Source organism: Delftia sp. GW456-R20, from assembly GCF_001622915.1.
Classification (GTDB): domain Bacteria; phylum Pseudomonadota; class Gammaproteobacteria; order Burkholderiales; family Burkholderiaceae_C; genus Comamonas; species Comamonas acidovorans.
On record NZ_LWCN01000004.1, the window covers coordinates 1,930,705 to 1,954,288 of the forward strand.

Genomic DNA, 23,584 nt, shown 5'->3' on the forward strand with positions numbered 1-23,584 from the left:
GCGCCTTGAAAGTAGTTTAAGAGCTTTCATTATAAAAACATAATCAGCCCATGGCGCAAGACGCATGTAAGCAAAACCCACAATATCGCTGCTGCCTATTGCGAAGAGTAGTTCTCGGATAAATCCGATATGGCCAGCACCTTGTCAATGCGTTTGCCATCGAGATCGATCACCTCGAAGATCCAGCCTGCACAGCTGACCCGTTCCCCCAGAATGGGCAAATGACCGCTTTCTGCCATGAGAAGGCCCGCCACGGTGTTGTATCGGCCGCGGTGCTCATCGGGAAGATCACGAATATCGAGGCGCGCCTTCAGCTCCGATATGGGCATCAGACCGTCCAATAGCCAGGAGCCATCCTCGCGCTGCATGGCCCAGGCTTCTGCCTCGGTCACAGGCTGTAACTCGCCGGTAATCGCCTCGAGCAAATCCCGGGGCGTCATGATGCCCTGCACCACGCCATATTCATCCACCACAAACACCATGCGCCCGGACCGGGCACGCAATTGCTCCAGCAGCTCCATGGCGCTGAGTGTCTCGGGCAGGAAAGAAGCCGGCAGCACATGTTCGTACAGCGTGGTGCCGGCGGCATCCGAGCCCAATGCCAGCAGGCGCGCCACGCTGATGATGCCGACCACGTCATCCAGCGAATTGCGGCACACCGGGTACCAGGAATGCCCGCCCTTCGAGTGGTCGTCGGCCGAGGCCTGCAATGCCTCGGTGACGGTCATGTCGGCATCCAGCCATTGCACGTCGCCGCGCGGGACCATGATCGACGTCAGTGAGCGGTCATCGAGGTGAAAGACGTTTTGCACCATCTGGTGCTCGTTGGCCTCGATCACTCCGGCATCCCGCCCTTCGGCGAGGCTTGCCACGATTTCCTCTTCGGTCACGGCGCGCGCTGCGGATTCATTGATGCGCAGCAGAGTCAGCATGGCGCGCGTGGAAAAGGCCAGCAGCCGCACAAAGGGCTTTGCAGCCGACGCCACCCAGGTCATGGGCCGGGAAACCACCGTGGCCACGGTTTCGGGATAAAGCTGGCCTATGCGCTTTGGCACCAGCTCGCCGAAGACGATGGTGACGAAGGTGATCACGGTCACGACGAGCGCCGTGGCAGAAATGCTGGCCGCGCGTTCCGGAATTCCCAGGCCCAGCAGCCATGCGGCCAGCCCGTCACTGAAGGCCGCCTCGCCCAAAATGCCGTTGAGCAGGCCGATGGAGGTGATGCCCACCTGCACCGAAGAAAGAAATTGCGTGGGGTTTTCGAGCAAGGCCAGTGCTGCCACCGCACCCTTGTCGCCTGTTTCAGCCAGTGCCACCAACCGAGCCTTGCGGCTGGAGGCCAGTGCCAATTCGGACATTGCAAACACCCCATTGAGCAGCGTAAGCAACGCGATCAGCAGAAAATCCATGGTTCGTATATCAGAAAGAAGACCATGGCACTTTACTGTATCGGCGATATCCAGGGATGCCACGACGCCTTTGAGCGCCTGCTGCACCGCGTGGACTTCTCCGCCAGCCGCGATACCCTATACATCCTGGGTGACCTTGTGAACCGCGGTCCGGAATCGGACAAGGTGCTGCGCACCTGCATGGCCGCCGGCGATTCCATGCGCGCCCTGCTGGGCAATCATGACCTGCACCTGCTGGCCGCCGCCCAGGGCGTGCGCCGCAGCAGCCGGCGCGACACGCTGGCCCGGGTGCTGGATGCGCCCGATCGCGATCAGTTGCTGGACTGGCTGCGCCACCAGCCGCTGGCGCGCAGCCACCGCATGGCGCATGGCGAGGAACTGCTGATGGTCCATGCCGGCGTGCTGCCGCAGTGGAGCAGCCAGGAAGTGATGGCGCTGGCGGGCGAGGTGCATGCGGTACTGCGCAGCAAGCAGTTGCCCGATTTTTTGCAGGCCATGTACGGCAACCAGCCCGATCGCTGGTCACCCGACCTGCAGGGTTGGGAGCGCCTGCGGGTCATCGTCAACGCCTTGACCCGGCTGCGCTTTTGCACCGCACAGGGTGTCATGGATTTCGACAGCACCGAGTCGGCCGAGCAGGCGGCGCCCGGCCTCATGCCCTGGTTCGATGTGCCGGGCCGCGCCACGGCGAGCGCAACGATTGCGTTTGGCCACTGGTCCACGCTGGGCCACATCAACCGGCCCGACCTGGTGGCGCTGGACACCGGCTGCGTCTGGGGCGGCTGCCTGAGCATGATGCGTTTCGGCGATCACCTGGCGGACCGGGAACTGATCCAGGTGGACTGCCCGCAGGCGCAGGTCCCGGGCTGACCTGGACGACGCCCATGAGCGAGCGCCCATGAAAAAACGCCTGCTAGGCAGGCGTTTTTCGTGAGGCAGGCGGCTTGCGCGGCGCTCAGACCTCGGAAGTGGCGACGGGTGCCACAGGAGGGACCGGCGCGACTGGCGCAACAGGCGCCTTGAACAGCGCGGCCAGCTTGCGCTTGGGCTTGATGCCGCTGCCTGCCTTGGGCGCGGCAGCACCCTGGCTGTCCCAGCTCGCATCGACGCTGGCGGATGCCTCGTAGGGCTTGTCGAAGAACGGGTCCGAGTGCGCCGGGCGCTGGGCCATGCGCGAGCCGCGATGGCCAAAACCGGAACTGCCCCGCGACGCATCACCGCCGCGATCGCCACGCTCGGCGCCGCGATCCCGTTCACGACCGTAGCCGCCGCTGCTTTGGCGCGGCAGCTCGTCAAAACGGTGACCACGCGGTGCGCTGCCACGGAAATCTTCCATGGGGCAGGCCTCGACGTTGATCTTCTTCTTGATGAGCTTCTCGATCTCGCCCACAAGGCGCGCATCGTGGTTGGTCACCAGGGTCACGGCAATGCCGGAGGCGCCTGCGCGCCCCGTGCGGCCGATGCGGTGCACATAGTCTTCGGCGTTGAAGGGCACGTCGTAGTTGAAGACGGCCGGCACGTCCTTGATGTCCAGGCCACGGGCCGCGACATCGGTACACACCAGCAGATCCACCTCGCCGCGCTTGAAGGCTTCAAGCGCCTTCAGGCGCTCGTCCTGGCTCTTGTCGCCGTGCAGCGCCGTTGCGCGCAGGCCATCACGCTCCAGGGCACGCGTCAGGCGCGCACAGCCCAGCTTGCTGTTGGAGAAGACGAAGGCCTGGCGGATGTCGCGCTGCTTGAGCAGGGAGCGCAGCGCATAGCGCTTGTCGTCGTCGCTGACGCTGTAGAAGCGCTGCTCCACCGTGGACGCCGTCTCGTTGGGGCGGGCCACTTCGATGGTGACGGGGTCCTGCAGGTAGCTGCTGGCCAGGCGCTTGATCTCGGGCGAGAAGGTGGCGCTGAACAGCAAGGTGGTGCGTGTCTTGGGCAGGTGGGACAGGATGCGCTGCAGATCGGGCAAAAAGCCGATGTCCAGCATGCGGTCTGCCTCGTCAAGCACCACGTACTCGACCTGGTTGAGCACGGCGTTCTTGGCTTCGATGTGGTCAAGCAGACGGCCCGGCGTGGCCACCAGCACCTCGACGCCCTTCTTGAGCTCCAGCGTCTGCGGCTTCATGTCCATGCCGCCGAACACCACGGTGCTGCGCAGCTTGGTGTACTTCGCATACTGGGCGATCTGCTGGGCCACCTGGTCCGCCAGTTCGCGTGTGGGCAAAAGCACCAACGCCCGCACAGGGTGGCGTGCAGGCGAAGCGGAGGTATTTTCGTGGCGCATCAGCCGCTGCAGCAACGGCAGCGAGAACGCCGCCGTCTTGCCTGTGCCGGTCTGGGCGGCGCCCATGACATCCTTGCCGGTCAGAACGACCGGAATGGCCTGTGCCTGGATGGGCGTCATGGACTCATAGCCCATGTCGGCTACGGCGCGCGCCAGGGACTCAGCCAGCTGGAGATTGGAGAAAGAGCTTGTCATTGAGAGCGCTATTGTCGCACCTAGCGCGATTTGTGCGTTGCAATAACGCCAATTGGCACCTGGACAAGCATGGCGTTGCGTGAGCGCAACCCGCAAAAACCCGGTATGAGGACCCGCAATGCGGGCATTTTTTCATCGCCGGGCAGCCTTCAGATGAAAAAGCGGCCCCTCGCAGGGGCCGGCGAAGCTTGCGCAGCAACGCGAGCGTGGGGGGTACTCCTCAGAGGGAAGCAGCCGAAAAAGTGTCGCAGGACTTGACGCTGCCGGTACGCAGGCCGGTGCTGAACCAGCGCTGGCGCTGGGCGCTGGTGCCGTGCGTGAAGCTGTCCGGCACCACGGCGCCGCCGCCTGCGCGCTGCAGGGCGTCGTCGCCGATCTTGGATGCCGCATTCATGGCCGACTCCACATCGCCCTGCTCCAGGATCTGGCGGGCGCTTTGCGCGCGGTTCGCCCAGACGCCGGCCAGGCAATCGGCCTGCAGTTCCAGCTTGACCGACAGATGGTTGTATTCGACCTTGCTGACGCGGCCACGGGCGCGGTCCACCTGGGCGCTGATGCCCAGCAGGTTCTGCACGTGGTGGCCCACCTCGTGGGCAATCACATAGGCCTGGGCGAAATCGCCGGGCGCGCCCAGCTGGTTCTTGAGCGTTTCGTAGAAGCCCAGATCGATATACACCTTCTGGTCGGCAGGGCAGTAGAAGGGCCCCATGGCCGACTGCCCCGTGCCGCAGGCCGTGGGCGTTGCGCCACGGAACAGCACGAGCTTGGGATCGGTATATTGGGCACCGCCCTGGCGGAACACATCGCGCCAGACATCTTCGGTATCGGCCAGCACGGTGGAGACAAAGCGGGCGAGCTTGTCATCGGCCGGCGGCTTGTGGGCCGGGCCCTGAGGCTGCTGCACCTGCACCGGCGAGCCGCCGCTGAGCGCACCCAGGATGGTCAGCGGGTTGATGCCCAGCACCCAGCCGCCGACCAGGGCGATGACGATGGTGCCAATGCCTATGCTGCGTCCGCCGAAGACGGGGCCGCCACCACCGCCACCCTCGTCACGGCGGTCTTCCACATTGTCCGACTCGCGGTTGCCATCCCATCTCATGGTGTTCACTCCTGGATCTGTGCTGCAGCCTGCAGCATCGGGCGGCGATATTACGTCGGAACCTGCAGGACTGCAGCGACCGCAGCTGTGGCAATGATACGGCGTGTATCAGCGCACGGGCTGCACCGCCATGGGGGCGGTGGCCGGTGGCGCCTGGCTGCGCAGGACCTGCTCGCGGGCCACCAGCACCATGGCGGCCAGCAGCGCGGCGACGATGCCCAGGCCGATGACGACCGCCAGGCCCAGCCCCCATCCGCCGCGCCGGCGCCGCTCGCGTGCAGGCTCGCCGGGCCGGCGGGGCGCGGGAGCCTGCTCGCTGGGCGGCTGCTCGCGCTGCCACGGCTCGGGCGCGGGTCCGCGCCGCTGCTGCTCATAGCGCGGGGCCGATTCCTTGCGCGGAGCTTCGGGCCGCGCCGAACCGTCCCAGCGGGGCTCTTCGCGCGGATAAGAAGGCTTTTGTGACATAGGCGACATCGTAGTGCCTGCGCAGGCCCTCACGGGCCTGTGCGCAGCACTGGACACATCGTGAATTGGTCGATCCAAGCCTACTGTGTACAGTCGCGGCCATGAGCCATTCCAGCATGCCCTCCTCCACCGCCCTTGACGCCCAGGCCACGGCCGGGCTGTTGCCCTGGAACGAACTGGCCGAAGAGATCGCCGCCGTGCTGCTGCAGCCCCAGGCAGCGCAGGTGCCGGCGCGCATCGTGATGCCCCTGCCGGCCGGTGGCAGCCTGTTTTGCATGCCGGCCACCGACGGCCAGGTGGCCATGACCAAGCTGATCAGCTTCACGCCCGGCAACGCCGGCACGCCGCGCGCCACCATCCAGGGGGATGTGGTGGTCTTCGACGTGGCCACGGGCGAGCGCCGTCTGATCCTGGACGGCCCCACGGTCACGGCGCGGCGCACGGCCGCCGTATCGCTGCTGGCCGCGCAAAGGCTGGCGCCGAATCCGCAGGGTCCGTTGCTGATCGTGGGCGCCGGCGTGCAGGGCCTGGCCCATTTGCAGGCCTTTGCCGCAGGCCTGGGCGTGCGCGAGGTTCAGGTGGCATCGCGCAGCGCGCAGAGCGCCCAGGCGCTGGTCGACCAGGCCCGGGCCATGGGACTGCAGGCCACCGCCGTGCAGGATGTGGAGGCGGCAGCGCGCCACTGCCCGCTGATCGTGACCTGCACGCCCGCCCGGGGCGTGGTGCTGCGCGAGGCGCCGCGCAGCGATGCCTTCATCTCGGCCGTGGGCGCCTTCACGCCGCAGATGGTGGAGCTGGCCCCCGGCCTGTGCCAGGGCTTGCTGCAGTCGGGCCGCGTGGTGGTCGATACCGGGGATGCGCTGCATGAGGCCGGTGACCTGCTGCAGGCCGGCATCGATGTCGCGGCCCTGCCCACGCTGGAGCAGGTGGTGCGCGAGCAATGGCCGCGCTCGGATTCGCCCGTGCTGTTCAAATGCTGCGGCTGGGGTGGCTGGGATCTTGCAGCCACCCGCCTGGCCATGCGCCGGGCCGCACTCCAGAACAGTTGAAAGCGGATTTCTGCGTTGAACGAGCTTTTCCCCCCGGATTCCCCCGCCCCGGCTTCCAGCACCGCGCCCAGTCGCTGGCAGCGCCTGGGCCTGCGCACGCAACTGGCCCTGGTCTTCGGCTCGCTGCTGGTGGGCGTGACGGTGCTGATGTCGCTGGCATTCGGCGAGCTGCTGCGCTGGCGCATGGAGCGCGAGGTCAGCGCCTCGCTGCATGCCATGGCCTCCAACGCCGCCCGGCAGCTGTCCGATGGCCTGTTCAGCCGCGCCCATACCGTGGAAGTGCTGGCCGCCTCGCCGGAGCTCTGGATCCAGGGGCTGGAGGCCCCGGGCGTGGGCGCACTGCTCAACCGCGCCCGTTCGCTGACGCCCACCAGCCTCTGGATCGGCGTGGCCGACGCCGAGGGCACGGTGCGCAGCGCGACTGACCAGGTGCTGGTGGGCCTCGATGTCAGCGACCGGCCCTGGTTCGAGCCGGGCCTGCAGCGCGTCCATGTGGGCGATGTGCGCGCCTCCTCGCCTGTGATGTCCGCCTTGCTGCCGCCTGCGGCCGACGGCGCGCCGCGCCGGTTCATGGACTTCGCGGCGCCTATTCGCGTTGGCGATCTCACCCAGGGCGTGCTGTGCATGCACAGCAGCTGGGAATGGGTGCGCGAAACCATGCAGACCCTGCAGCAGGCCGACAGCGCCGACCGGCAGATCGGCCTGTTCATCTTCGACCGGCGTGGACGGCTGATCCACGCGCCGGGCGACAGCCTGGAGCCGTTGCTGGCCCTGGACCAGCGCCTGCCGGTGGCCCATACCGTGTCTGCCGATACGGCCGATGCCACGCTGCAGCCCGTACAGGTGGCGCGCTGGCAGGACAGCCCGCAGAGCTTTCTGACGGCCACCGTGCCGCTGCAGGCCCACAACCGGGCAACGGCCATGGGCTGGCACATCGTGGCCCGGCAGCCGCATGACAGCGCCTACGCGCCCGCGCGCCAGGCCATGCACCAGGTGCTGGCCGGCGGCCTGGCAGCAGCGCTGGTGGCCGCCGTCATCGCCTGGCTGGTGGCGCGCAGGCTGAGCCAGGATCTCAAGCGCCTGGCCCGTGCCGCCAATGGCATCGACGGAAGCGGTGCGGCCTCCGACATCCCGCAGTTGCACAGCAGCCGCGAAGTGCATCGCCTTTCGCAGGCGCTGCGCGGCAGCATTGCCCAGTTGCGCTCGGCCAACGAGGCCATGGAGCGCCAGGTGCGCGAGCGCACGCTGCAGCTGCAGCAGGCCAATGCCGAACTGGAGCACCAGGCGCGCAGCGACCCGCTCACGGGCCTGCTCAACCGCCGGGGCTTCGACTTCCAGCTGGACTTCGCCATGGCGCTGGCGCGCCGCAGCGGCCGCCCCTTGAGCGTGCTCGTCATCGACGTGGACTACTTCAAGCGCATCAACGACCAGCACGGCCACGACATGGGCGACGCCGTGCTGCGCACCCTGGCGCGCGCCTTCCGCATGCGGCTGCGCGAGTCCGACGTACTGGCCCGCATGGGGGGCGAGGAATTCCTGGCGCTGCTGCCCGACACCACGGCCGATGCCGCCGTGGTCATTGCCGAGCAACTGCGCGAACTGCTGGCCGCCACGCCCATGGCGCATGGCGAGCCCGTCACCGCCAGCGTGGGCGTGGCCACGCTGCGCGGCACCACGGACACGGCCACCGCCATGCTGCGCCGTGGCGACGAAGCGCTGTACGAGGCCAAGGGCGCAGGCCGCAACAACGTGCAGCTGCAGCGCTGAGGCGGCCCCGCGCCGCTTTTCCCGCCCTCGATTTCCTGACTGCCGCAAAACACCTGTGCGGCAAAAAACACCACACTAATACTCAAATTGAGCATATTATTCGCAGCCATCACCAGCCCTTTCCACAGTCCCGGACGGCCACCATGCAGCTCAAATCCGTGCAGTACGACAAGCCCCATTTCTCCCTCGCCGGCCAGTGCGGCATCGGCGAGGCCTGGGCCCGCATTCCTCCCGAACTTGACCGCGCCCAGCGCCTTCGGACCACCGAGCGCATACGCGCCCTGCTGCACGAGCGCGATGCCGTGCTCGTGGCCCATTACTACGTGGACGGCGAACTGCAGGACCTGGCGCGCGAGACCGGCGGCTGCGTGGGCGATTCGCTGGAGATGGCGCGCTTCGGCGCCCAGCACCAGGCCAGCACCCTGGTCGTGGCCGGCGTGCGCTTCATGGGAGAGACCGCCAAGATCCTCAGCCCGGAGAAGCGGGTGCTCATGCCCGACGACGACGCCAGCTGCTCGCTGGACCTGGGCTGCCCGGCAGACGAGTTCAGCGCCTTTTGCGACGCCCACCCGGACCGCACGGTCGTGGTCTACGCCAACACCAGCGCGGCGGTGAAGGCGCGCGCCGACTGGGTGGTCACCTCGTCGGTGGGACAGGACATCGTGGCCCACCTGCACGCCTGCGGCGAGAAAATCCTCTGGGCTCCCGACCGCCACCTGGGCGCCCACATCCAGCGCCAGACCGGCGCCGACATGCTGCTGTGGCATGGCTCCTGCCTGGTCCATGACGAGTTCAAGGCCGACGAACTGGCCGCCATGGCGCTGGAGCATCCGCAGGCCGCCATCCTCGTGCACCCCGAGTCGCCGGCCGCCGTGGCCGCCCAGGCGGACGTGGTGGGCTCCACCACCCAGCTCATCAACGCGGCAGGCCGGCTGCCCACCGACACCTTCATCGTCGCCACCGACCAGGGCATCCTGCACGACATGCGCATGCGCTACCCGGGCAAGACCTTCCTGCCCGCGCCCACGGCCGGCCAGGGCGCCACCTGCAAGAGCTGCGCCATGTGCCCCTGGATGGCGATGAACAGCCTGCACGGCGTGGAGCTGGCCCTGGAGCAAGGCCTGTGCGCCATCGAGGTGGACCCCGCCATTGCCCAGGCCGCGCGCCGCCCCATCGAACGCATGCTGGCCTTTGCCGCAGGCCACCGCCAGCCCGTGCGCGCCAGCGGAGACCTTGCGCGCGATGCAGCGCTCTTCCAGCATTTCGGTCCTGCCTGAGGACAGCGCCATGACACAGCCTTGCACAGACGTACTCATCATCGGCGCCGGCCTGGCCGGCATGGCCGCCGCCCTGTCGCTGCCGCCGCATCTGCGCGTGGCCCTGCTCAGCAAGGGCGCGGCCGAGGAATGCGCCAGCGCCTGGGCCCAGGGCGGCATTGCCGCCGTGCTGGATGCACAGGACAGCATCGACGAACACGTGGCAGACACCCTGGTCGCGGGCGCAGGCCAGTGCGATGCACAGGCCGTGCGCGCCATCCTTGCACAGGCGCCTGCCGCCATCGATTGGCTGGTGGCCCACGGCGTGCCTTTCACGCGTGACGACAGCGGTGGCCTGCACCTCACGCGCGAGGGCGGCCACGGCCGCCGCCGCATCGTGCATGCCGCCGACTGCACCGGCCAGGCCGTGCACGCCGCCCTGCTGCGCGCCTGCCGGGAGCGCGCGAACATCGATCTGCATGAGCACACCAGCGCGCTGGACCTGCTGACCGAAGGACAGCCTGCGCACTGCACAGGCGCGCTGGTGCGCCTGCCCGATGGCCACCAGCAGCGCTGGCATGCCGCGCATACCGTGCTGGCCACGGGCGGGCTGGGGCAGGTCTATCCCGCCACCACCAACCCGGCCACCGCCACGGGCGACGGCGTGGCCATGGCCTGGCGCGCGGGCTGCCGCGTGGGCGACCTGGAGTTCATGCAGTTCCATCCCACGGCCCTGCAGGTGGGCGGCCGTGCGGCCGGCCTGGTCTCGGAGGCATTGCGCGGAGAAGGCGCCCTGCTGCGCCTGCCGGACGGCACGCGCTTCATGCCTGCCCATGACGAGCGGGCCGAACTGGCGCCGCGCGACATCGTGGCACGCGCCATTCGGCACGAGATGGACCGCCATGGCCTGGCCTTCGTGCACCTGGACATCACCCACCGGCCACGTGCCTGGCTGCAGTCGCATTTCCCGGGCGTGATGGCCCTGTGCGCCAGCCATGGCATCGACATTGCCACGCAGCCGATTCCCGTCGCCCCCTGCGCCCACTACGCCTGCGGCGGCGTGCTGGCCGGCATCGACGGGCGCACGGATGTCGATGGCCTGCACGCCATTGGCGAGGTGGCGCGCACCGGACTGCACGGCGCCAACCGGCTGGCCAGCAATTCGCTGCTCGAATGCGTGGTGATGGGGCGCGCTGCCGCCCGGGCCATCGCGCAGCAGCCGGCTGCCGCCCCGGCGCCGGCCCGGCCGACCGAAACCCTGCAGGCCGGCGCACAGGAGCAGGACACGGCAGCCGTCGCGCAGGAGTTGCGCCAGCTCATGCAGGACTGCGTGGGCATACAGCGCAGCGACCAGGGCTTGGCGCAGGCCGTGCAGCGCATTGCGGCATGGCGTGAAAGGCTGGCACCTGCCGCAGGCCATGCGCTGCGCAATCAGCTCGATGTCTGCTGGCTCATGGCCACGGCTGCCGCTGCGCGGCGCGAGAGCTGCGGCGCACATTCGCGCATCGACGCCGCCCTGGCGCTGGTGGAATGAAAAATGGCCCCCACGCTACCCTTGCTGCGCAAGGTCCGCTGCCCCCCGAGGGGGCTGCTTTTCATCTTGGGGCGGCCCGGCGATGAAAAAGGCCCGCAGCTTTCGCTGCGGGCCTTTTCTTCCGGGCCAAAGCCGTCAGGCCTTGGGAAGCGTCACACCCACCTGGCCCTGGTACTTGCCGCCACGGTCGCGGTAGCTGACCTCGCAGACATCGTCGGGATCGCTCTCGAAGAACAGCACCTGGGCGCAGCCCTCGCCGGCATAGATGCGGGCGGGCAGCGGCGTGGTGTTGGAGAACTCCAGCGTCACATAGCCTTCCCATTCGGGCTCGAAGGGGGTGACGTTGACGATGATGCCGCAGCGCGCGTAGGTGCTCTTGCCCAGGCAGATGGTCAGCACATTGCGCGGGATGCGGAAGTACTCGACCGTGCGCGCCAGCGCGAAGCTGTTGGGCGGGATGATGCAACTGTCACCCTCGAAATCGACGAAGCTTTTCTCATCGAAGTTCTTGGGGTCCACCACGGTGCTGTGGATGTTGGTGAACACCTTGAATTCGGGTGCGCAGCGGATGTCGTAGCCATAGCTGCTGGTGCCGTAGCTGATGATCTTGCGGCCATCGACGTTGCGAACCTGGGCCGGCTCGAAAGGCTCGATCATGCCGTGATCCTCGGCCATGCGACGGATCCACTTGTCGCTCTTGATGCTCATGGCAATTCCTCGTTCCCTAGCTGCACTTGTCAGGCGCCAGCACCCGGCCGGGCACTGGCGCAAAGGCGCTATTTTGCTTGAGAAACGACGGTGCGCTCGATCAGGCGGTCATCGCCCAGGATGATCATGGCGAACAGCAGCTCGTCCAGGCTCTCGGCCTGGCGGGTCTTGCGCTCGAGCAGCGGCGTGCAGGCCGGGTTGATGACCACGAAGTCGGCCTCGCAGCCCGGCTGCAGGTTGCCCACCTGCCCCGCCAGGCCCAGGGCGCGCGCCGCGCCCGCCGTGTGCTGCCACCACAGGTTGCCGGGCGACAGGCTCAGGCCCTGCTTGGTCTGGCCCTCGCGGCCCGCCACATAGGCGGCCTGCATGGTGCGGAAGGGGCTGAAGCTCATGCCGCCGCCCACGTCGCTGGCCAGGCCGTAGAGGAACTGCGCGGCATCGGCCCGCGCAAAGTCGAAGAAGCCGCTGCCCAGGAACAGGTTGCTGGTGGGGCTGACGGCGGCGGCGGTGCTGCGTTCACGCATCAGGGCGCGGTCTTCATCGTCCAGGTGGATGCAGTGCGCGTAGACGGCGCGCTCGCGCATCAGGCCGAAGTCGTCGTAGACCGACAGGTAGCTGCGCGCCTTCGGAAAGAGCTCGGCCACCCAGCGCACTTCATCCAGGTTCTCGGCCACGTGCGACTGGATCCAGACATCGGCGTAGCGTGCGGCCAGCTCGCCCGCGCCGCGCAGTTGCTCGTGCGTGCTGGTGGGCGCAAAGCGCGGCGTGATCGCGTAGCCCAGGCGGTCCACGCCATGCCAGCGCTGGATCAGGGTTTCGGTGTCGATCAGGCTTTGCTCGGTCTGGTCGCGCACGCCGTCGGGGCTGTGGCGGTCCTGCAGCACCTTGCCCGTGATCATGCGCATGCCGCGCGCCTGCGACGCGCCCATGAGCGCATCGACCGAACCCGGGTGCGAGGTGGCAAAGGCCAGCGCCGTGGTCACGCCGTTGCGCTGCAGCTCGTCCAGGAAGAACTCGGCCACGCTGTCGGCATGGGCGCGTTCGCAAAAGGCCGACTCGTGCGGAAAGGTGTATTTCTCCAGCCAGGGCAGCAGGCCGGCGGCGGGCGCACCGATCACATCGGTCTGCGGATAGTGGATGTGCAGGTCGATGAAGCCTGGCGCCAGGATGCGGCCCGGCAGATGGGTGACTTCGGCGCCCGGCTGTCCGGTGAACTGCGCCTGCAGCGCCTGCCAGCTGCCGGCGGCGACGACGCGCTGCTGCCCCCTGTCATCCGGGGCGACGGCCAGCAGGCCGTCTTCGTCGTAGAGCGCTTGGCCATCGTCGGCAAAACGCAGCAATGAGGAACGGTAGATTTGCATGCCGCCAAGCTTAGCGGGCGGACAGGCAGATGCCATATCCGCAGCGCTATAGGCGCCATCGGCAGGCGCCATCCTAGGGTTTACGCCAGGACCGGACGCCCCGCAGGCCGCATCACTTGGGCAGGGTGGCCTGCACGCCTTCCACCAGCCAGTTCATCTGCAGGATCTGCGCATCATCCAGCTGCTTGCCGGCGGGAATGCGCACCTGGCCCTGGTTGTCGCGCACCGGCTTGTCGCCGGCCTTGAAGAGCTGCAGGCGGCCCTGGGCCATGTCCTTTTGGCGCTGCAGCACTTCCTCGCGCACGGCGGGCGGCAGCCTGGGGCCGAAGCCCTCCACGCGGATCATGCCCTCGCGCACGCCGCCCCAGGTGTCCTGGCTCTTCCAGCTGCCGTCCAGCACCGCTTTGGCGCGCGCCGTGTAGTAGTCGCCCCACTGGTGGGTGACGGCCAGCAACTGGGCGTCGGGCCCGTCCTTGCGCATGTCGGAGTGGTAGGCAATCGCCATGCGGCCGCGCTCCTGGGCGGCCTGCATCACGGCGGTGGATGCGACCTGGAAGGACACCACGTCCACGCCGCCGTTGAACAGCGCCATGGCCGCATCGCGCTCGCGCGGCGGGTCGAACCAGGTATCCAGCCAGACCACCTTGACCGTGGCCTTGGGATTGACCGAACGCATGCCCAGCGTGAAGGCGTTGATGCCCTGCAGCACCTCGGGAATCGGAAAGCCGACCACGAAGCCGGCCACGCCCGTCTTGCTGGCACGGCCGGCGGCAATGCCCGACAGATAGCGGCCCTCGTAGTAGCGCGCATTCGAGGTGGCCACGTTGTCGGCGCGCTTGAAGCCCGTGACCGACTCGAACTTCACCTGCGGGAAGTCGCGCGCCACGCGCATCACGGACTCGGTGTAGCCGAAGCTGGTGGTGAAGATCAGCTGGTTGCCCGAGGCGGCCAGGTCGCGCAGCACGCGCTCGGCGTCGGGGCCCTCGGGCACGCTGTCCACCGCACGGGTCTGCACGCGCGGACCCAGGGCCGCCTGCAATGCGCGCCGGCCCTCGTCGTGCTGGCGCGTCCAGCCGGCGTCGAGCACGGGCGTCAGATAGACGAAGGCGGCCTTGAGGGGCGCGGAACCTGCGGGGGATGAAGGGGCGGGATGGCCTTGGGACAAGGCCGTGGATACAAGACTTGCGGCCGCGACTGCGGCTGCGAGGTTTTTGTACATGGTGTTCCTCTACATGGCCCGGAAATGAAAACGCACCTGCCGTGGGCAGCGGCCGGTGCGGGGCGCGATTATAGGCAGCGGCCCTGAGGGCTGCCTGGGCCTGCGCTTATGGCCTCCATAAGGGACGGCAGATACCGTCCACTAGAGCGCAGAACCCGCGCGGGTACTTAAAAGTGCTTAACACGCTCTAAGATCGTCGGCAAATTCCAACCCCCAGCAACCACCAAGGAGTACAGGACCATGCCGATGTTCGTCGATACCTCGCCCCCGGGGCAGTGCCTTTTTTGCCGCCTCGTGGCGGGCGAGATTCCGTCCGCCAAGGTGTTCGAGGACGAGCAGACCATCGCCTTCATGGACATCGGCCAGGTCAACCCCGGCCATGTGCTGGTGGCCAGCAAGCGCCATGCCGTGACCCTGCTGGACCTCACGCCCGACGAGGCCGGCGCCGTGATGCGCACGGCCCAGCGCGTGGCGCAAGCCGTGCAGGCGGCGTTCGACCCCGATGGCATCAGCCTGTTCCAGGCCAATGGCGCAGCCGGCGGGCAGACCGTCTTCCACTTCCACCTGCATGTGCTGCCGCGCCACGAGGGCGACGGCGTGGGCCTGGGCTGGCCGCGCAAGGAGCCCGGCATGCAGGCGCTGCAGGACTATGCCGAGCGCCTCACGCAGGCGCTGGCCTGAACGGGCTCAGGCCAGGGCGGCGTATCGGGCGAACACGGCCTCCAGCTGGCGCATCCAGTGGGCGCGCTGCTGGGGTGTGACGAAGCTGGCGTCAAAACTGTTGACCGCCAGTTGCCAGGCCTGCTGCGAGTTCATGCCCGTGGCGGCGAACAGCTGCAGGTAGTTCTCGTTCACATAGCCGCCGAAATAGGCCGGATCATCGGAATTGACGGTGACCTTGAGCCCTGCCTCCAAGAGCTGGGGCAGGTTGTGCTGGGCCAGGTCGGACACCACGCACAGCTTGAGGTTGGACAGCGGGCACACGGTCAGCGGCACGCCGTCGCGCACCAGGCGCTGCATCAGGGCCTCGTCGCGCGCGGCCTGCACGCCGTGGTCTATGCGCTCGGAATGCAGCACGTCCAGCGCGCCCCAGATATAGGCGGGAGGCCCCTCCTCGCCCGCATGCGCGACCAGGTGCAGGCCCAGCTCGCGGCAGCGGGCGAACACGCGGGCGAACTTCTCAGGAGGGTTGCCGACCTCGCTGCTGTCCAGCCCCACACCGATGAAGCGGTCGCGCAGCGGCAGCGCGGCCTCCAGCGTGGCGAAGGCGTCCTCTTCGCTGAGGTGGCGCAGAAAGCTCAGGATAAGCGCCGACGAGATGCCCTGCTCTATCTCCGCATCGCGGCAGGCCCGGTACAGGCCGTTGATCACGGTCTCCATGCCCACGCCGCGCTGGGTGTGGGTCTGGGGGTCGAAGAAGATCTCGGCATGGACCACGTTGTCCTGCGCGGCGCGCGTCAGGTAGGCGCGGCCCATGTCGTAGAAATCCTGCTCGTACAGCAGCACGCTGGCGCCGGCGTAGTAGATGTCCAGAAAGCTCTGCAGGTCGGTGAAGGCATAGGCGCGGCGCAGGTCTTCCACGCTGGCGTAGGGCAGCTTCACGCCGTTGCGCTGGGCCAGGGCGAAGATCAGCTCGGGCTCCAGCGAGCCTTCGATGTGCATGTGCAGCTCGGCCTTGGGCATGGCCTTGAGCAACTGGGGCAGATGCGCGGCATCCACGGCGGGTACGGTGTGCATCAGCAGACTCCGAAGGTGATGCCGCTGGCCCGGAGGTAGCGGCGGTAGGCGGACGACATGCGGTCGGCCGCAGAGTGCATTTCGGCGCGCGGGTCCAGCGGCAGGCACTTGGGCTGCTGCGACTCCAGCACGGGCTGGTCCTGGCAGAAGATGGTGTGCTGGAATTCCTGCAGCTGGGCGTCGGGCGAATCGAAGTCTGCCACGGCAAGGCGGAACCAGACGCGGCTGGTCTCGGGCGTGACGGGGCAGATGAACAGGGCGATGGACTCGCGCCAGCCGGCCCGGGTGGTGCCGGACTCGGGCAGCTTGGTCAGCACGGCGGCATAGGGCGCCGTGACTTCGTAGGTGTACTCGACTTCGGCCGCGCTGGTGGAGTGCAGGTTGGACTGCGGCTGCACGGCCTTGCAGCCCGTGGCCAGCACGCCCGTGGCCGTGGTCTCCACGGCATAGGCTTCGATGGCCGTGGCATCGCGGCTGCCCAGCCAGCCTTCGTGGACAAAGCCGAAGTGCGACATGTCCAGGAAGTTCTCGATGATGCGCGGCGCGCTGGCGGCCACGTCATAGGGGCCGCAGTTGAGCTTGCGCAGGTGCGCGTCCGCCTCGGCTTCAAAGGCTGGAAGGGCCGCCAGGGCCGCCAGGGCCGGAGCAGCCGAGAGCTCCTCGCCCGTGGCCAGCCGCACCCAGACCAGGCCGTAGGCTTCCTGTGCCTCGAAGGCCTTCACGCATTGCGAGGGCGGGGGCGTGAAGCTGGGCAGGGCCGGCACCTTGACGCACTGGCCGCTGTCGGCGAACTGCCAGCCGTGGTAGGGGCATTCAAGGTGGCCGTTCTCGACACGGCCCATGGACAGGCGTGCGCCACGGTGCGGGCAGCGGTCCACGAAGACGCGGACCACGCCTTGCGGATCGCGCCACAGCACCAGGGGCTGGTCCAGCAGTTGCACGCCCAGCGGCGCATCGACAACTTCGTGGGCCTGGGCCACGGGATGCCAGAGGGAGTTTTCGATCATGGGGGGAATCTCTTGCTGTCTGTCTGTGCCGCGGCGGCGGGCAGGCCGCGGCTGGGAGCGAGCATAAACCCACTCGATGCGCAGCACAGGTACGGCACCTGTGCTGCGCATGAACGCCAAGGCCGCCCGAAGGCGGCCCTGGCGGCAGCAGGCAACCCGGCCTGCGCCGGGTGGCATGGCGTCTGTATTACTTGCTGTCCTGGCCCGGCACCTTGCCTTCCACGCCCTTGACGTAGAAGTTGATGCCCGTGAGGAACTTGTCCTCGGCCACGGCGTCGGCGGCCAGCAGTTCCTTGCCATCCTGGCCTGCGATCGGGCCCTTCCAGATGTGGAAGGTGCCGTCCTTCAGGCCCTTCTTGACCTCTTCGATCTTCGCCTTGGCTTCGGCGGGCACGTCATCGGCCAGCGAGACGATGTCGATCGCGCCTTCCTTCACGCCCCACCAGGTCTGCTGGCTGCTCCACTTGCCGTCCAGCATCTCGCGCACGGTCTTGGTGTAGTAGGGCGTCCAGTTGATGATGGCCGAGCCCAGGTGGGCCTTGGGGCCGTAGGCAGTCATGTCGGAGTCCCAGCCGAAGGCGCGCTTGCCCTTTTCCTCGGCCGTCTTGAGCACGGCGGCGGAGTCGGTGTTCTGGAACAGGATGTCGGCGCCGCCGTTGATCAGCGAAGTCGCAGCCTCGGTTTCCTTCGGGGGGGCGAACCACTCGTTGACCCAGACCACCTTGGTCTTGATCTTGGGGTTCATGGACTGCGCGCCCAGCGTGAAGCTGTTGATGTTGCGCAGCACTTCGGGAATCGGCACGGAGCCGACCACGCCCAGCACGTTGGACTTGGTCATGGAGCCCGCGATGATGCCGGCCAGGTAGGCGCCTTCGTAGGTGCGGCTGTCGTAGGTGCTGACGTTGGCGGCGGTCTTGTAGCCGGTGGCGTGCTCGAACTTCACATCGGGGAAGTCGGGAGCGATCTTCTGGATGGGTTCCATGTAGCCGAAGGTGGTGCCGAAGACCAGCTTGTTGCCGTTGGCGGCCATGTCGCGCAGCACGCGCTCGGCGTCGGCGCCCTCGGGCACGCTCTCCACATAGGAGGTCTTGATCTTGTCGCCGAATTCCTTCTCCAGCGCCAGGCGGCCCTGGTCGTGGGCAAAGGTGTAGCCGCCGTCACCGACGGGGCCCACGTAGGCGAAGGCGATCTTCAAAGGCTCGGTTGCAGCGGCAGCAGGGGCCTCGGCAACGGGAGCGGGCGCAGGCGCGGCCTCCTCCTTCTTGCCACAGCCGGCCAGCGCGGCGGCGGCCACGGCCGACAGCGCTGCCACCTTGATCAGGGAGCGTTTGTGAAGATCAGTCATCGAAGTTTCCTCAAGTGGTCCTGCGGCAGGCAGGAAGAAGGCAGGTCTGCAGGGCGCAGGCCCGCCGCGATGGGTCCAGAGAATAAAGCAAGAATGACGCCAGCCGGCCTGTTCATGGGCTGCGTGCTCCTGGAAAACGACATTTTCCGGGGTGCGCACGGAATCGGTGCATGAACAGGACGGCGCCAGCCCTCAGGAACTGCCCAGCATCGCCACCAGGCGTTCCACCGCATGGCGGTGCCCGGTCTGCAGCGCGGCAGGATCGGCGGGATCGAACACCGCGAGGCTGATGCGCGGAGGAATGCCGGTGACCTCGAAGGCCACGCCGGCACCATCGCGGTAGATCTCGTTGGACAGGGACACGAAGAAGTTGCCCGGCAAGGGCTTGACCAGGGAGTTGGACAGTGAGCCTGCCGTTGGCTGGCCCACCTGGGTCACCTGGGGCAGCGCCCGCATCATCAGCGTGAAGGTCTCGGCGGCGCTGACGGTCAGATCGCTGGTCAGCACATGCACGGGCCTGGCATAGGTCTGGCTGCCCCTGGGCTCGACATACCAGCTTTGTTCGCTGCGGCCCTGCGGGCGATGCGCCTGCTTGGTGAAGCCCAGCACGCGCTGCCGCGTAAAACTGCCCGCCATCTCGGCGCTGACCTGGTCGAGTCCGCCCAGGGTGTTGAGCGACACATCGACGATCAGCGCGCGCGTGTCCGCCAGCGCGGCCAGCGCACGGTCCATCTCTGCCCGCGCCGCGGCCATGTCCTTGTGCGCATCGAAGGGGCTGGAAAACTCGCCCATGCTGCCGATCTCGATGTAGCCCACATTGCCCGGCAACCGGCCCCAGACCATGGTTCCTCCCAGCACGGGGCCGCTGCCACCCTGCAGGCGGGATGCCAGGTCCTCACGGACCCGCGCCTTCCACAGCTCCTGGAAAACCAGGAAGTCCTTGACCTCGGTCTGCGCCTCGAAGGCCTGGCGCAGGCGCTTCGTGGTGGGCTTGTTGCCCCCCAGGAAGGCATAGCTCAGCGCGCCGTCGCGCGAGCGGATCAGGGCGGTATGCACGTCGTTGAAGTCCTTCAGCGCCTCGCTCATCACGGCCTGCAGGGCATCGTCGTTGGCGGCGGCCGCCGCCCGGGGCGCCAGGCGGCTGGTGATCTGCGGCCAGTCGATGTTGCGTTCCTTGAGAAAGGCGTAGTCCAGGGCAATCACATCGCTCAGGGCCTTGAAGGTGGTGGCAGGGTCGGTCGCCGGCGCATTGCGGCAGGCCGAAGGCACGCTGCCCAGGCGCTCCAGGGAGTAGGTGGCAGGAAAGCCCGGCAGCTCGAACAGCTCGGCGCGGATGCCATGCAGATTGGCCGTGGTGCGGTAGCTGTATCCCTTGAACTGCTCCACCGTGCCGCCTGCAGCGCCGGCCTGGGGGTAGCACAGGGCTCCGGCCTCCTGGTAGCGCGCTACGGAATTCGACTTGAACTCCATCAGCGTGCCTTCTCCCAGGATGCGCCATACGCCCTCCAGATCGCCGGACGTGCGGCCATCCACCACGACCTGGCCGCTGCGCTCCGACAGAATCTTGGAGTCGCCGCCGCCGCAGGCCGCCAGCAGCAGGGATGACAGGGCCGCGGCAAGCAGCCAGCGGGGTTGGGTGGGAGCGGGAACTCGAACGTGCATGAAACGCCTCCGTGCAATGAATGAAGAGGTCCGCACTGTCGGCGGCGGGCCTGAAGAAAACCGGACGGCCGCCTGAAGGAATCCTGAAGACCCTGTCTGGGAAAATCCGGCATTGCCCCCACCGGCCCCGCGCCCTGCCCCATGAAGCTATTGCTGGTTGAAGATGATCTGGACCTTGGCAACGGGGTGCGCCTGGCGCTGCAGGACCAGCGCTTCGATGTCACCTGGGTGCGCCGCATCGCCGAGGCCCGCCCCCTGCTGGACCAGGGCGCCTGCGACCTGCTGGTGCTGGATCTGGGCCTTCCCGATGGCGACGGACTGTCGCTGCTGGCACGCGTGCGGCGTGAACGCAAGGACCTGCCCATCCTGATCCTCACGGCGCGGGACGGGCTGGACGACCGCCTGCGCGGGCTCGACGGCGGAGCCGATGACTACGTGGTCAAGCCCTTTGCGCTGGCCGAACTGCTGTCGCGCATCCGCGCGCTCAGGCGCCGCAGCCTGGGCACGGAAGAGCAGGTCTTCGACGTGCGCGGACTGGTGCTGAACGAACGAAGCCGGCGTGTCAGCGTCTTCGGCCGCGAGATCGATCTGTCGCCCAGCGAATTCGCCCTGCTGGCCGCCCTGATCCGCCGCCCCGACCAGGTGTTCAGCCGCCACATGCTCGAAGAGGAGGTGCTGCCGGGCAGCGGGCGCTATGCGAGCAACAGCCTGGAGGTGCACATCTCCAGCCTGCGGCGGCAGATCGGCGAAGGCTATGTGCGCACGGTGCGCGGCGTCGGCTATGTGCTGGACCGCCAGCCCTATGAAGGCAGGCGGCGATGAAGGCGGCAGCCTGCCTGCGCCGCGCCTGGCGCGCCGGGGCCGAACCCAGCCTGATCCGGCGCCTGGTGCTTGCCCAGGCCGTGGTGCTGGTCGTAGTGTGGATCGCCCTCGGCGCGCTGCTGATGGTGGAGTTCCAGAGCGATGCCTCGGAGCTGGACCCGTTGCGCCACGACGCAGTACTGGCGGTTGCCGGCCCCCTGCTGGACCGCCCTGCCGCGCTGCAGGAAGCCCTCGCCCGCATCGATCTGGCCCGCAGAACCGAAGGGCAGTTGCCCGATCAGCCGCGCTGGCGCGTGAACATGATGGTGTGGCACGGACCGCAGCTGCTGTTCGCCTCGCCCGGCCTTTCCGCCCCCATCGTGCAGACCGCCACGGATCGCATTGAGACAGTCACGGCGGCCGGGGAACGCTGGCGCGCCATGACGCGCTCGGACGCCTCGGGCCAGTTGCGCGTGACGCTGGCCATCTCCAATGAGCCCGGGCGCGGCATGCTCACGCTGGCCTCCAGCAGCCTGCTGGTGCTGCCCCTGCTGATCAGCGCGCCGCTGCTGGTTTTTCCGGCATGGGCCGCCGTGTGGCTTGCGCTCAGGCCCTGGCGGCGCCTCAGTGCCGAAATCGCGCGCCGTGGCATGGGCGACCTTGCGCCGCTGGGTTTTCAGCCGCGCCACCGCGAGCTCAAGCCCCTGGCCCACTCTGTCAACCGCCTGCTTCAGAGTGTCAGGGACGGGCTGGCCAGGGAGCGCAGCTTCATCGCCGATGCTGCCCATGAACTGCGCACACCCGTGGCGGCCATCCGCGTGCATGCGGAAGCCCTGAACAACCTGCCTTTGCCGGCAGGGCTGGCCGACCGCCTGGGCGCACGCCTGGATGCGCTGGTCGGCTGCAGCGCACGCGCGTCCCGCCTGGTGGACCAGATGCTGGCACTGATGCGGGCCGACGCCAGCCCCTCCGCGCCGGGCATGCAATCGCTGGAGATCGACAGGCTGCTGCAGCAGCGCCTGGGTTGTCTGGCGGGCCTGGCCCGCGAGCGCGGCGTGGAACTTGATCTGGACGCCGAAGGCCCGCTGCCGCTGTGGGCCGAACGCCAGGCAATGGAATCCCTGATCGACAACCTGGTGGACAACGCCATCAAGTACAGCCCGCCAGGCGGCCTGGTGCGCGTGCGCGCGCGCCGGGATGCGGCCACGCAGGCAACGGTGCTCGAAGTCATGGATGAGGGACCGGGCATTGCGCCGGCCTGGCGCAGCCGTGTCTTCGACCGCTTTTTCCGCGCGCCCGACCAGGCGGTGGCAGGCAGCGGGCTGGGCCTGGCCATCGTGGCGGCCGTGGTGCGCCAGCATGGGGGGGCCATCGTCTGCGATGACGCGGACGATGGCCCCGGACTGTGCATGCGCGTCAGCTTCCCCGGCGGGACTGCCCCGCACTAGACAAGCAGCCGCGCATGCGGCGCCTGGGCTTACTTGGCGCCCGGCACCTTGCCTTCGACGCCGTTGACGAAGAAGTTGATGCTGGTCATGAAGCCCAGGTCGCCGACCTGGCCTGCCGTCAGCACTTCCTTGCCGGTGTTGTCCTTGATGGGGCCGGTCCAGACGGCGAAGCTGCCGTCCTTCAAGCCGTCGCGTGCCTTGGCGACCTTGTCCTTGATGTCCTGGGGCACGTCGTCGGCGATCTTCACGAGGTCGATGGCGCCTTCCTTCACGCCCCACCAGAACGAGCCGCCCTGCCACTTGCCGTCCAGCGTGTCCTGGGTGACCTTGCTGTAGTAGGGCGTCCAGTCGATCACGGCCGAGCCCAGGTGGGCCTTGGGCGCGAAGGCGCTCATGTCGCCGTCCTTGCCGAAGGCGCGCGCACCGCGTTCCTCGGCCGTCTTGAGCACAGCCGGGGAGTTGGTGTTCTGGTAGAGCACGTCCACGCCGCCGTTGATCAGCGAAGTGGCAGCCTCGGACTCCTTGGGCGGGGCGAACCATTCGTTCACCCAGACCACCTTGGCCTTGATCGAGGGATCGACGCTTTGCGCACCCAGCACGAAGCTGTTGATGTTGCGCACCACTTCAGGAATCGGCACCGAGGCCACGACGCCGACCGTCTTGGTCTTGGTCATGCCACCGGCCACGATGCCGGCAAGGTACGCGCCCTCGAAGGTCTTGGTGTCGTAGGTGGCCACGTTGTCGGCGTTCTTGTAGCCGGTGGCGTGCTCGAACTTCACGTCCTTGAGGTCGGCCGCGACCTTCTGCACGAACTCCTGGTAGCCGAAGCTGGTCGCGAAGATCAGCTTGTTGCCCTGGCCGGCCATGTCGCGCATCACGCGCTCGGCATCGGCGCTCTCGGGCACGCTTTCGACAAAGGAGGTTTCCACCTTGTCGCCGAACTTCTCCTGGATGGCCTTGCGGCCCAGCTCGTGCTGGAAGGTCCAGCCACCGTCGCCGATGGGGCTGACGTACATGAAGCCGATCTTGAGCTTCTCGGCCGGCGCCTGGGCGGCAGGCGCGGCAGCGGGAGCAGGCGCTGCGGCCTCTTCCTTCTTGCCGCAGGCGTTCAGGGCCGCCACCGAGATGGCCGACAGGCCGATCATCTTCACAAGCGTGCTTTTCAGGCCAGGTTTCAGGGTGCGTTCGCGCAAAGCGGGCATGCGTTTGTCCTTTTGTGGTTCTGGAGGGAGAGAGAAAAAATGAAA

General features: G+C 67.7%; 20 protein-coding genes. 8 read left to right on the top strand and 12 right to left on the bottom strand.

Going from position 1 to position 23,584, the window contains the following annotated elements:
* Positions 1-95 precede the first annotated feature (95 nt).
* A complete protein-coding gene (locus tag A4F85_RS13950) occupies positions 96-1,409 on the bottom strand; it encodes a hemolysin family protein (RefSeq protein WP_012204080.1) in 1,314 nt (437 codons plus the stop codon).
* A 24-nt stretch (positions 1,410-1,433) separates the two neighbouring features.
* Here A4F85_RS13950 and A4F85_RS13955 point away from each other — a divergent pair, with 24 nt between their 5' ends.
* Positions 1,434-2,279: a symmetrical bis(5'-nucleosyl)-tetraphosphatase gene (locus A4F85_RS13955; protein ID WP_063326912.1), complete on the top strand. Its 846-nt coding sequence runs from the start codon at positions 1,434-1,436 to the stop codon at positions 2,277-2,279.
* Between the two features lie 85 nt (positions 2,280-2,364).
* On the opposite strand, the gene A4F85_RS13960 is transcribed toward A4F85_RS13955, so the two are convergent.
* The 3 genes from A4F85_RS13960 to A4F85_RS13970 form a co-directional block, all read right to left on the bottom strand.
* Positions 2,365-3,879 carry a DEAD/DEAH box helicase gene (locus A4F85_RS13960; RefSeq protein WP_063326913.1) on the bottom strand — a complete coding sequence of 505 codons (1,515 nt, stop codon included), beginning with the start codon at positions 3,877-3,879 and terminating at the stop codon, positions 2,365-2,367.
* 220 nt (positions 3,880-4,099) lie between these two features.
* Positions 4,100-4,978: a KPN_02809 family neutral zinc metallopeptidase gene (ypfJ, locus tag A4F85_RS13965; protein WP_012204077.1), complete on the bottom strand. Its 879-nt coding sequence runs from the start codon at positions 4,976-4,978 to the stop codon at positions 4,100-4,102.
* A 108-nt stretch (positions 4,979-5,086) separates the two neighbouring features.
* The gene (locus A4F85_RS13970; RefSeq protein WP_224986416.1) at positions 5,087-5,443 is read right to left on the bottom strand and encodes a hypothetical protein; all 357 of its coding nucleotides are present in this window, start codon (positions 5,441-5,443) and stop codon (positions 5,087-5,089) included.
* A gap of 101 nt (positions 5,444-5,544) precedes the next feature.
* Between A4F85_RS13970 and A4F85_RS13975 the strand changes: the two genes are divergently transcribed.
* The 4 genes from A4F85_RS13975 (at position 5,545) to nadB (ending at position 11,049) form a co-directional block, all read left to right on the top strand.
* A complete protein-coding gene (locus tag A4F85_RS13975) occupies positions 5,545-6,492 on the top strand; it encodes a delta(1)-pyrroline-2-carboxylate reductase family protein (protein WP_063326914.1) in 948 nt (315 codons plus the stop codon).
* A 15-nt stretch (positions 6,493-6,507) separates the two neighbouring features.
* Positions 6,508-8,259, top strand: coding sequence for a sensor domain-containing diguanylate cyclase (locus tag A4F85_RS13980; protein WP_063326915.1), 1,752 nt, complete (start codon positions 6,508-6,510; stop codon positions 8,257-8,259).
* A 143-nt stretch (positions 8,260-8,402) separates the two neighbouring features.
* The gene (nadA, locus tag A4F85_RS13985; RefSeq protein ID WP_063326916.1) at positions 8,403-9,536 is read left to right on the top strand and encodes a quinolinate synthase NadA; all 1,134 of its coding nucleotides are present in this window, start codon (positions 8,403-8,405) and stop codon (positions 9,534-9,536) included.
* Positions 9,537-9,546: 10 nt separating this feature from the next.
* Positions 9,547-11,049, top strand: coding sequence for an L-aspartate oxidase (gene nadB / locus A4F85_RS13990; RefSeq protein WP_063326917.1), 1,503 nt, complete (start codon positions 9,547-9,549; stop codon positions 11,047-11,049).
* 135 nt (positions 11,050-11,184) lie between these two features.
* Here the strand turns inward: nadB and dcd are convergent, their stop codons facing one another.
* From dcd to A4F85_RS14005, 3 genes are all read right to left on the bottom strand, one after another.
* Positions 11,185-11,757 (bottom strand): dCTP deaminase, encoded by a 573-nt coding sequence (dcd, locus tag A4F85_RS13995; protein WP_013803686.1) that lies wholly within the window; start codon positions 11,755-11,757, stop codon positions 11,185-11,187.
* A 68-nt stretch (positions 11,758-11,825) separates the two neighbouring features.
* The gene (guaD, locus tag A4F85_RS14000; RefSeq protein ID WP_013803687.1) at positions 11,826-13,118 is read right to left on the bottom strand and encodes a guanine deaminase; all 1,293 of its coding nucleotides are present in this window, start codon (positions 13,116-13,118) and stop codon (positions 11,826-11,828) included.
* Between the two features lie 112 nt (positions 13,119-13,230).
* On the bottom strand, positions 13,231-14,337 hold the full coding sequence (locus A4F85_RS14005) for a BMP family ABC transporter substrate-binding protein (RefSeq protein WP_063326918.1): 1,107 nt from the start codon (positions 14,335-14,337) through the stop codon (positions 13,231-13,233).
* Between the two features lie 240 nt (positions 14,338-14,577).
* Between A4F85_RS14005 and A4F85_RS14010 the strand changes: the two genes are divergently transcribed.
* Positions 14,578-15,018 carry an HIT family protein gene (locus A4F85_RS14010; RefSeq protein WP_063326919.1) on the top strand — a complete coding sequence of 147 codons (441 nt, stop codon included), beginning with the start codon at positions 14,578-14,580 and terminating at the stop codon, positions 15,016-15,018.
* Between the two features lie 6 nt (positions 15,019-15,024).
* Here the strand turns inward: A4F85_RS14010 and A4F85_RS14015 are convergent, their stop codons facing one another.
* From A4F85_RS14015 to A4F85_RS14030, 4 genes are all read right to left on the bottom strand, one after another.
* A complete protein-coding gene (locus tag A4F85_RS14015) occupies positions 15,025-16,074 on the bottom strand; it encodes an adenosine deaminase (RefSeq protein WP_034366623.1) in 1,050 nt (349 codons plus the stop codon).
* Complete coding sequence (locus A4F85_RS14020; RefSeq protein WP_063326920.1) at positions 16,074-17,081, bottom strand: aromatic ring-hydroxylating dioxygenase subunit alpha; 1,008 nt, start codon at positions 17,079-17,081, stop codon at positions 16,074-16,076. Before A4F85_RS14020 ends, A4F85_RS14015 begins: the two co-directional genes overlap by 1 nt.
* 187 nt (positions 17,082-17,268) lie before the next feature.
* A complete protein-coding gene (locus A4F85_RS14025) occupies positions 17,269-18,426 on the bottom strand; it encodes a BMP family ABC transporter substrate-binding protein (RefSeq protein WP_012204065.1) in 1,158 nt (385 codons plus the stop codon).
* 192 nt (positions 18,427-18,618) lie between these two features.
* Complete coding sequence (locus A4F85_RS14030) at positions 18,619-20,088, bottom strand: S41 family peptidase (RefSeq protein ID WP_063326921.1); 1,470 nt, start codon at positions 20,086-20,088, stop codon at positions 18,619-18,621.
* A 141-nt stretch (positions 20,089-20,229) separates the two neighbouring features.
* Here A4F85_RS14030 and A4F85_RS14035 point away from each other — a divergent pair, with 141 nt between their 5' ends.
* Positions 20,230-20,910, top strand: coding sequence for a response regulator (locus A4F85_RS14035; RefSeq protein WP_012204063.1), 681 nt, complete (start codon positions 20,230-20,232; stop codon positions 20,908-20,910).
* Positions 20,907-22,337: a sensor histidine kinase gene (locus tag A4F85_RS14040; RefSeq protein WP_063326922.1), complete on the top strand. Its 1,431-nt coding sequence runs from the start codon at positions 20,907-20,909 to the stop codon at positions 22,335-22,337. The genes A4F85_RS14035 and A4F85_RS14040 overlap by 4 nt, the downstream gene beginning before the upstream one ends.
* A gap of 29 nt (positions 22,338-22,366) precedes the next feature.
* Here the strand turns inward: A4F85_RS14040 and A4F85_RS14045 are convergent, their stop codons facing one another.
* Positions 22,367-23,539 (bottom strand): BMP family ABC transporter substrate-binding protein, encoded by a 1,173-nt coding sequence (locus A4F85_RS14045; protein ID WP_063326923.1) that lies wholly within the window; start codon positions 23,537-23,539, stop codon positions 22,367-22,369.
* Positions 23,540-23,584 lie beyond the last annotated feature (45 nt).

Excerpts from the sequence above, each read along its gene's own strand:
- A4F85_RS13950 (WP_012204080.1), bottom strand. The coding sequence starts at position 1,409 with ATGGATTTTCTGCTGATCGCGTTGCTTACGCTGCTCAATGGGGTGTTT.
- A4F85_RS13955 (WP_063326912.1), top strand. The coding sequence starts at position 1,434 with ATGGCACTTTACTGTATCGGCGATATCCAGGGATGCCACGACGCCTTT.
- A4F85_RS13960 (WP_063326913.1), bottom strand. The coding sequence starts at position 3,879 with ATGACAAGCTCTTTCTCCAATCTCCAGCTGGCTGAGTCCCTGGCGCGC.
- ypfJ (WP_012204077.1), bottom strand. The coding sequence starts at position 4,978 with ATGAGATGGGATGGCAACCGCGAGTCGGACAATGTGGAAGACCGCCGT.
- A4F85_RS13970 (WP_224986416.1), bottom strand. The coding sequence starts at position 5,443 with ATGTCACAAAAGCCTTCTTATCCGCGCGAAGAGCCCCGCTGGGACGGT.
- A4F85_RS13975 (WP_063326914.1), top strand. The coding sequence starts at position 5,545 with ATGAGCCATTCCAGCATGCCCTCCTCCACCGCCCTTGACGCCCAGGCC.
- nadA (WP_063326916.1), top strand. The coding sequence starts at position 8,403 with ATGCAGCTCAAATCCGTGCAGTACGACAAGCCCCATTTCTCCCTCGCC.
- nadB (WP_063326917.1), top strand. The coding sequence starts at position 9,547 with ATGACACAGCCTTGCACAGACGTACTCATCATCGGCGCCGGCCTGGCC.
- dcd (WP_013803686.1), bottom strand. The coding sequence starts at position 11,757 with ATGAGCATCAAGAGCGACAAGTGGATCCGTCGCATGGCCGAGGATCAC.
- guaD (WP_013803687.1), bottom strand. The coding sequence starts at position 13,118 with ATGCAAATCTACCGTTCCTCATTGCTGCGTTTTGCCGACGATGGCCAA.
- A4F85_RS14005 (WP_063326918.1), bottom strand. The coding sequence starts at position 14,337 with ATGTACAAAAACCTCGCAGCCGCAGTCGCGGCCGCAAGTCTTGTATCC.
- A4F85_RS14010 (WP_063326919.1), top strand. The coding sequence starts at position 14,578 with ATGCCGATGTTCGTCGATACCTCGCCCCCGGGGCAGTGCCTTTTTTGC.
- A4F85_RS14015 (WP_034366623.1), bottom strand. The coding sequence starts at position 16,074 with ATGCACACCGTACCCGCCGTGGATGCCGCGCATCTGCCCCAGTTGCTC.
- A4F85_RS14020 (WP_063326920.1), bottom strand. The coding sequence starts at position 17,081 with ATGATCGAAAACTCCCTCTGGCATCCCGTGGCCCAGGCCCACGAAGTT.
- A4F85_RS14025 (WP_012204065.1), bottom strand. The coding sequence starts at position 18,426 with ATGACTGATCTTCACAAACGCTCCCTGATCAAGGTGGCAGCGCTGTCG.
- A4F85_RS14030 (WP_063326921.1), bottom strand. The coding sequence starts at position 20,088 with ATGCACGTTCGAGTTCCCGCTCCCACCCAACCCCGCTGGCTGCTTGCC.
- A4F85_RS14035 (WP_012204063.1), top strand. The coding sequence starts at position 20,230 with ATGAAGCTATTGCTGGTTGAAGATGATCTGGACCTTGGCAACGGGGTG.
- A4F85_RS14040 (WP_063326922.1), top strand. The coding sequence starts at position 20,907 with ATGAAGGCGGCAGCCTGCCTGCGCCGCGCCTGGCGCGCCGGGGCCGAA.
- A4F85_RS14045 (WP_063326923.1), bottom strand. The coding sequence starts at position 23,539 with ATGCCCGCTTTGCGCGAACGCACCCTGAAACCTGGCCTGAAAAGCACG.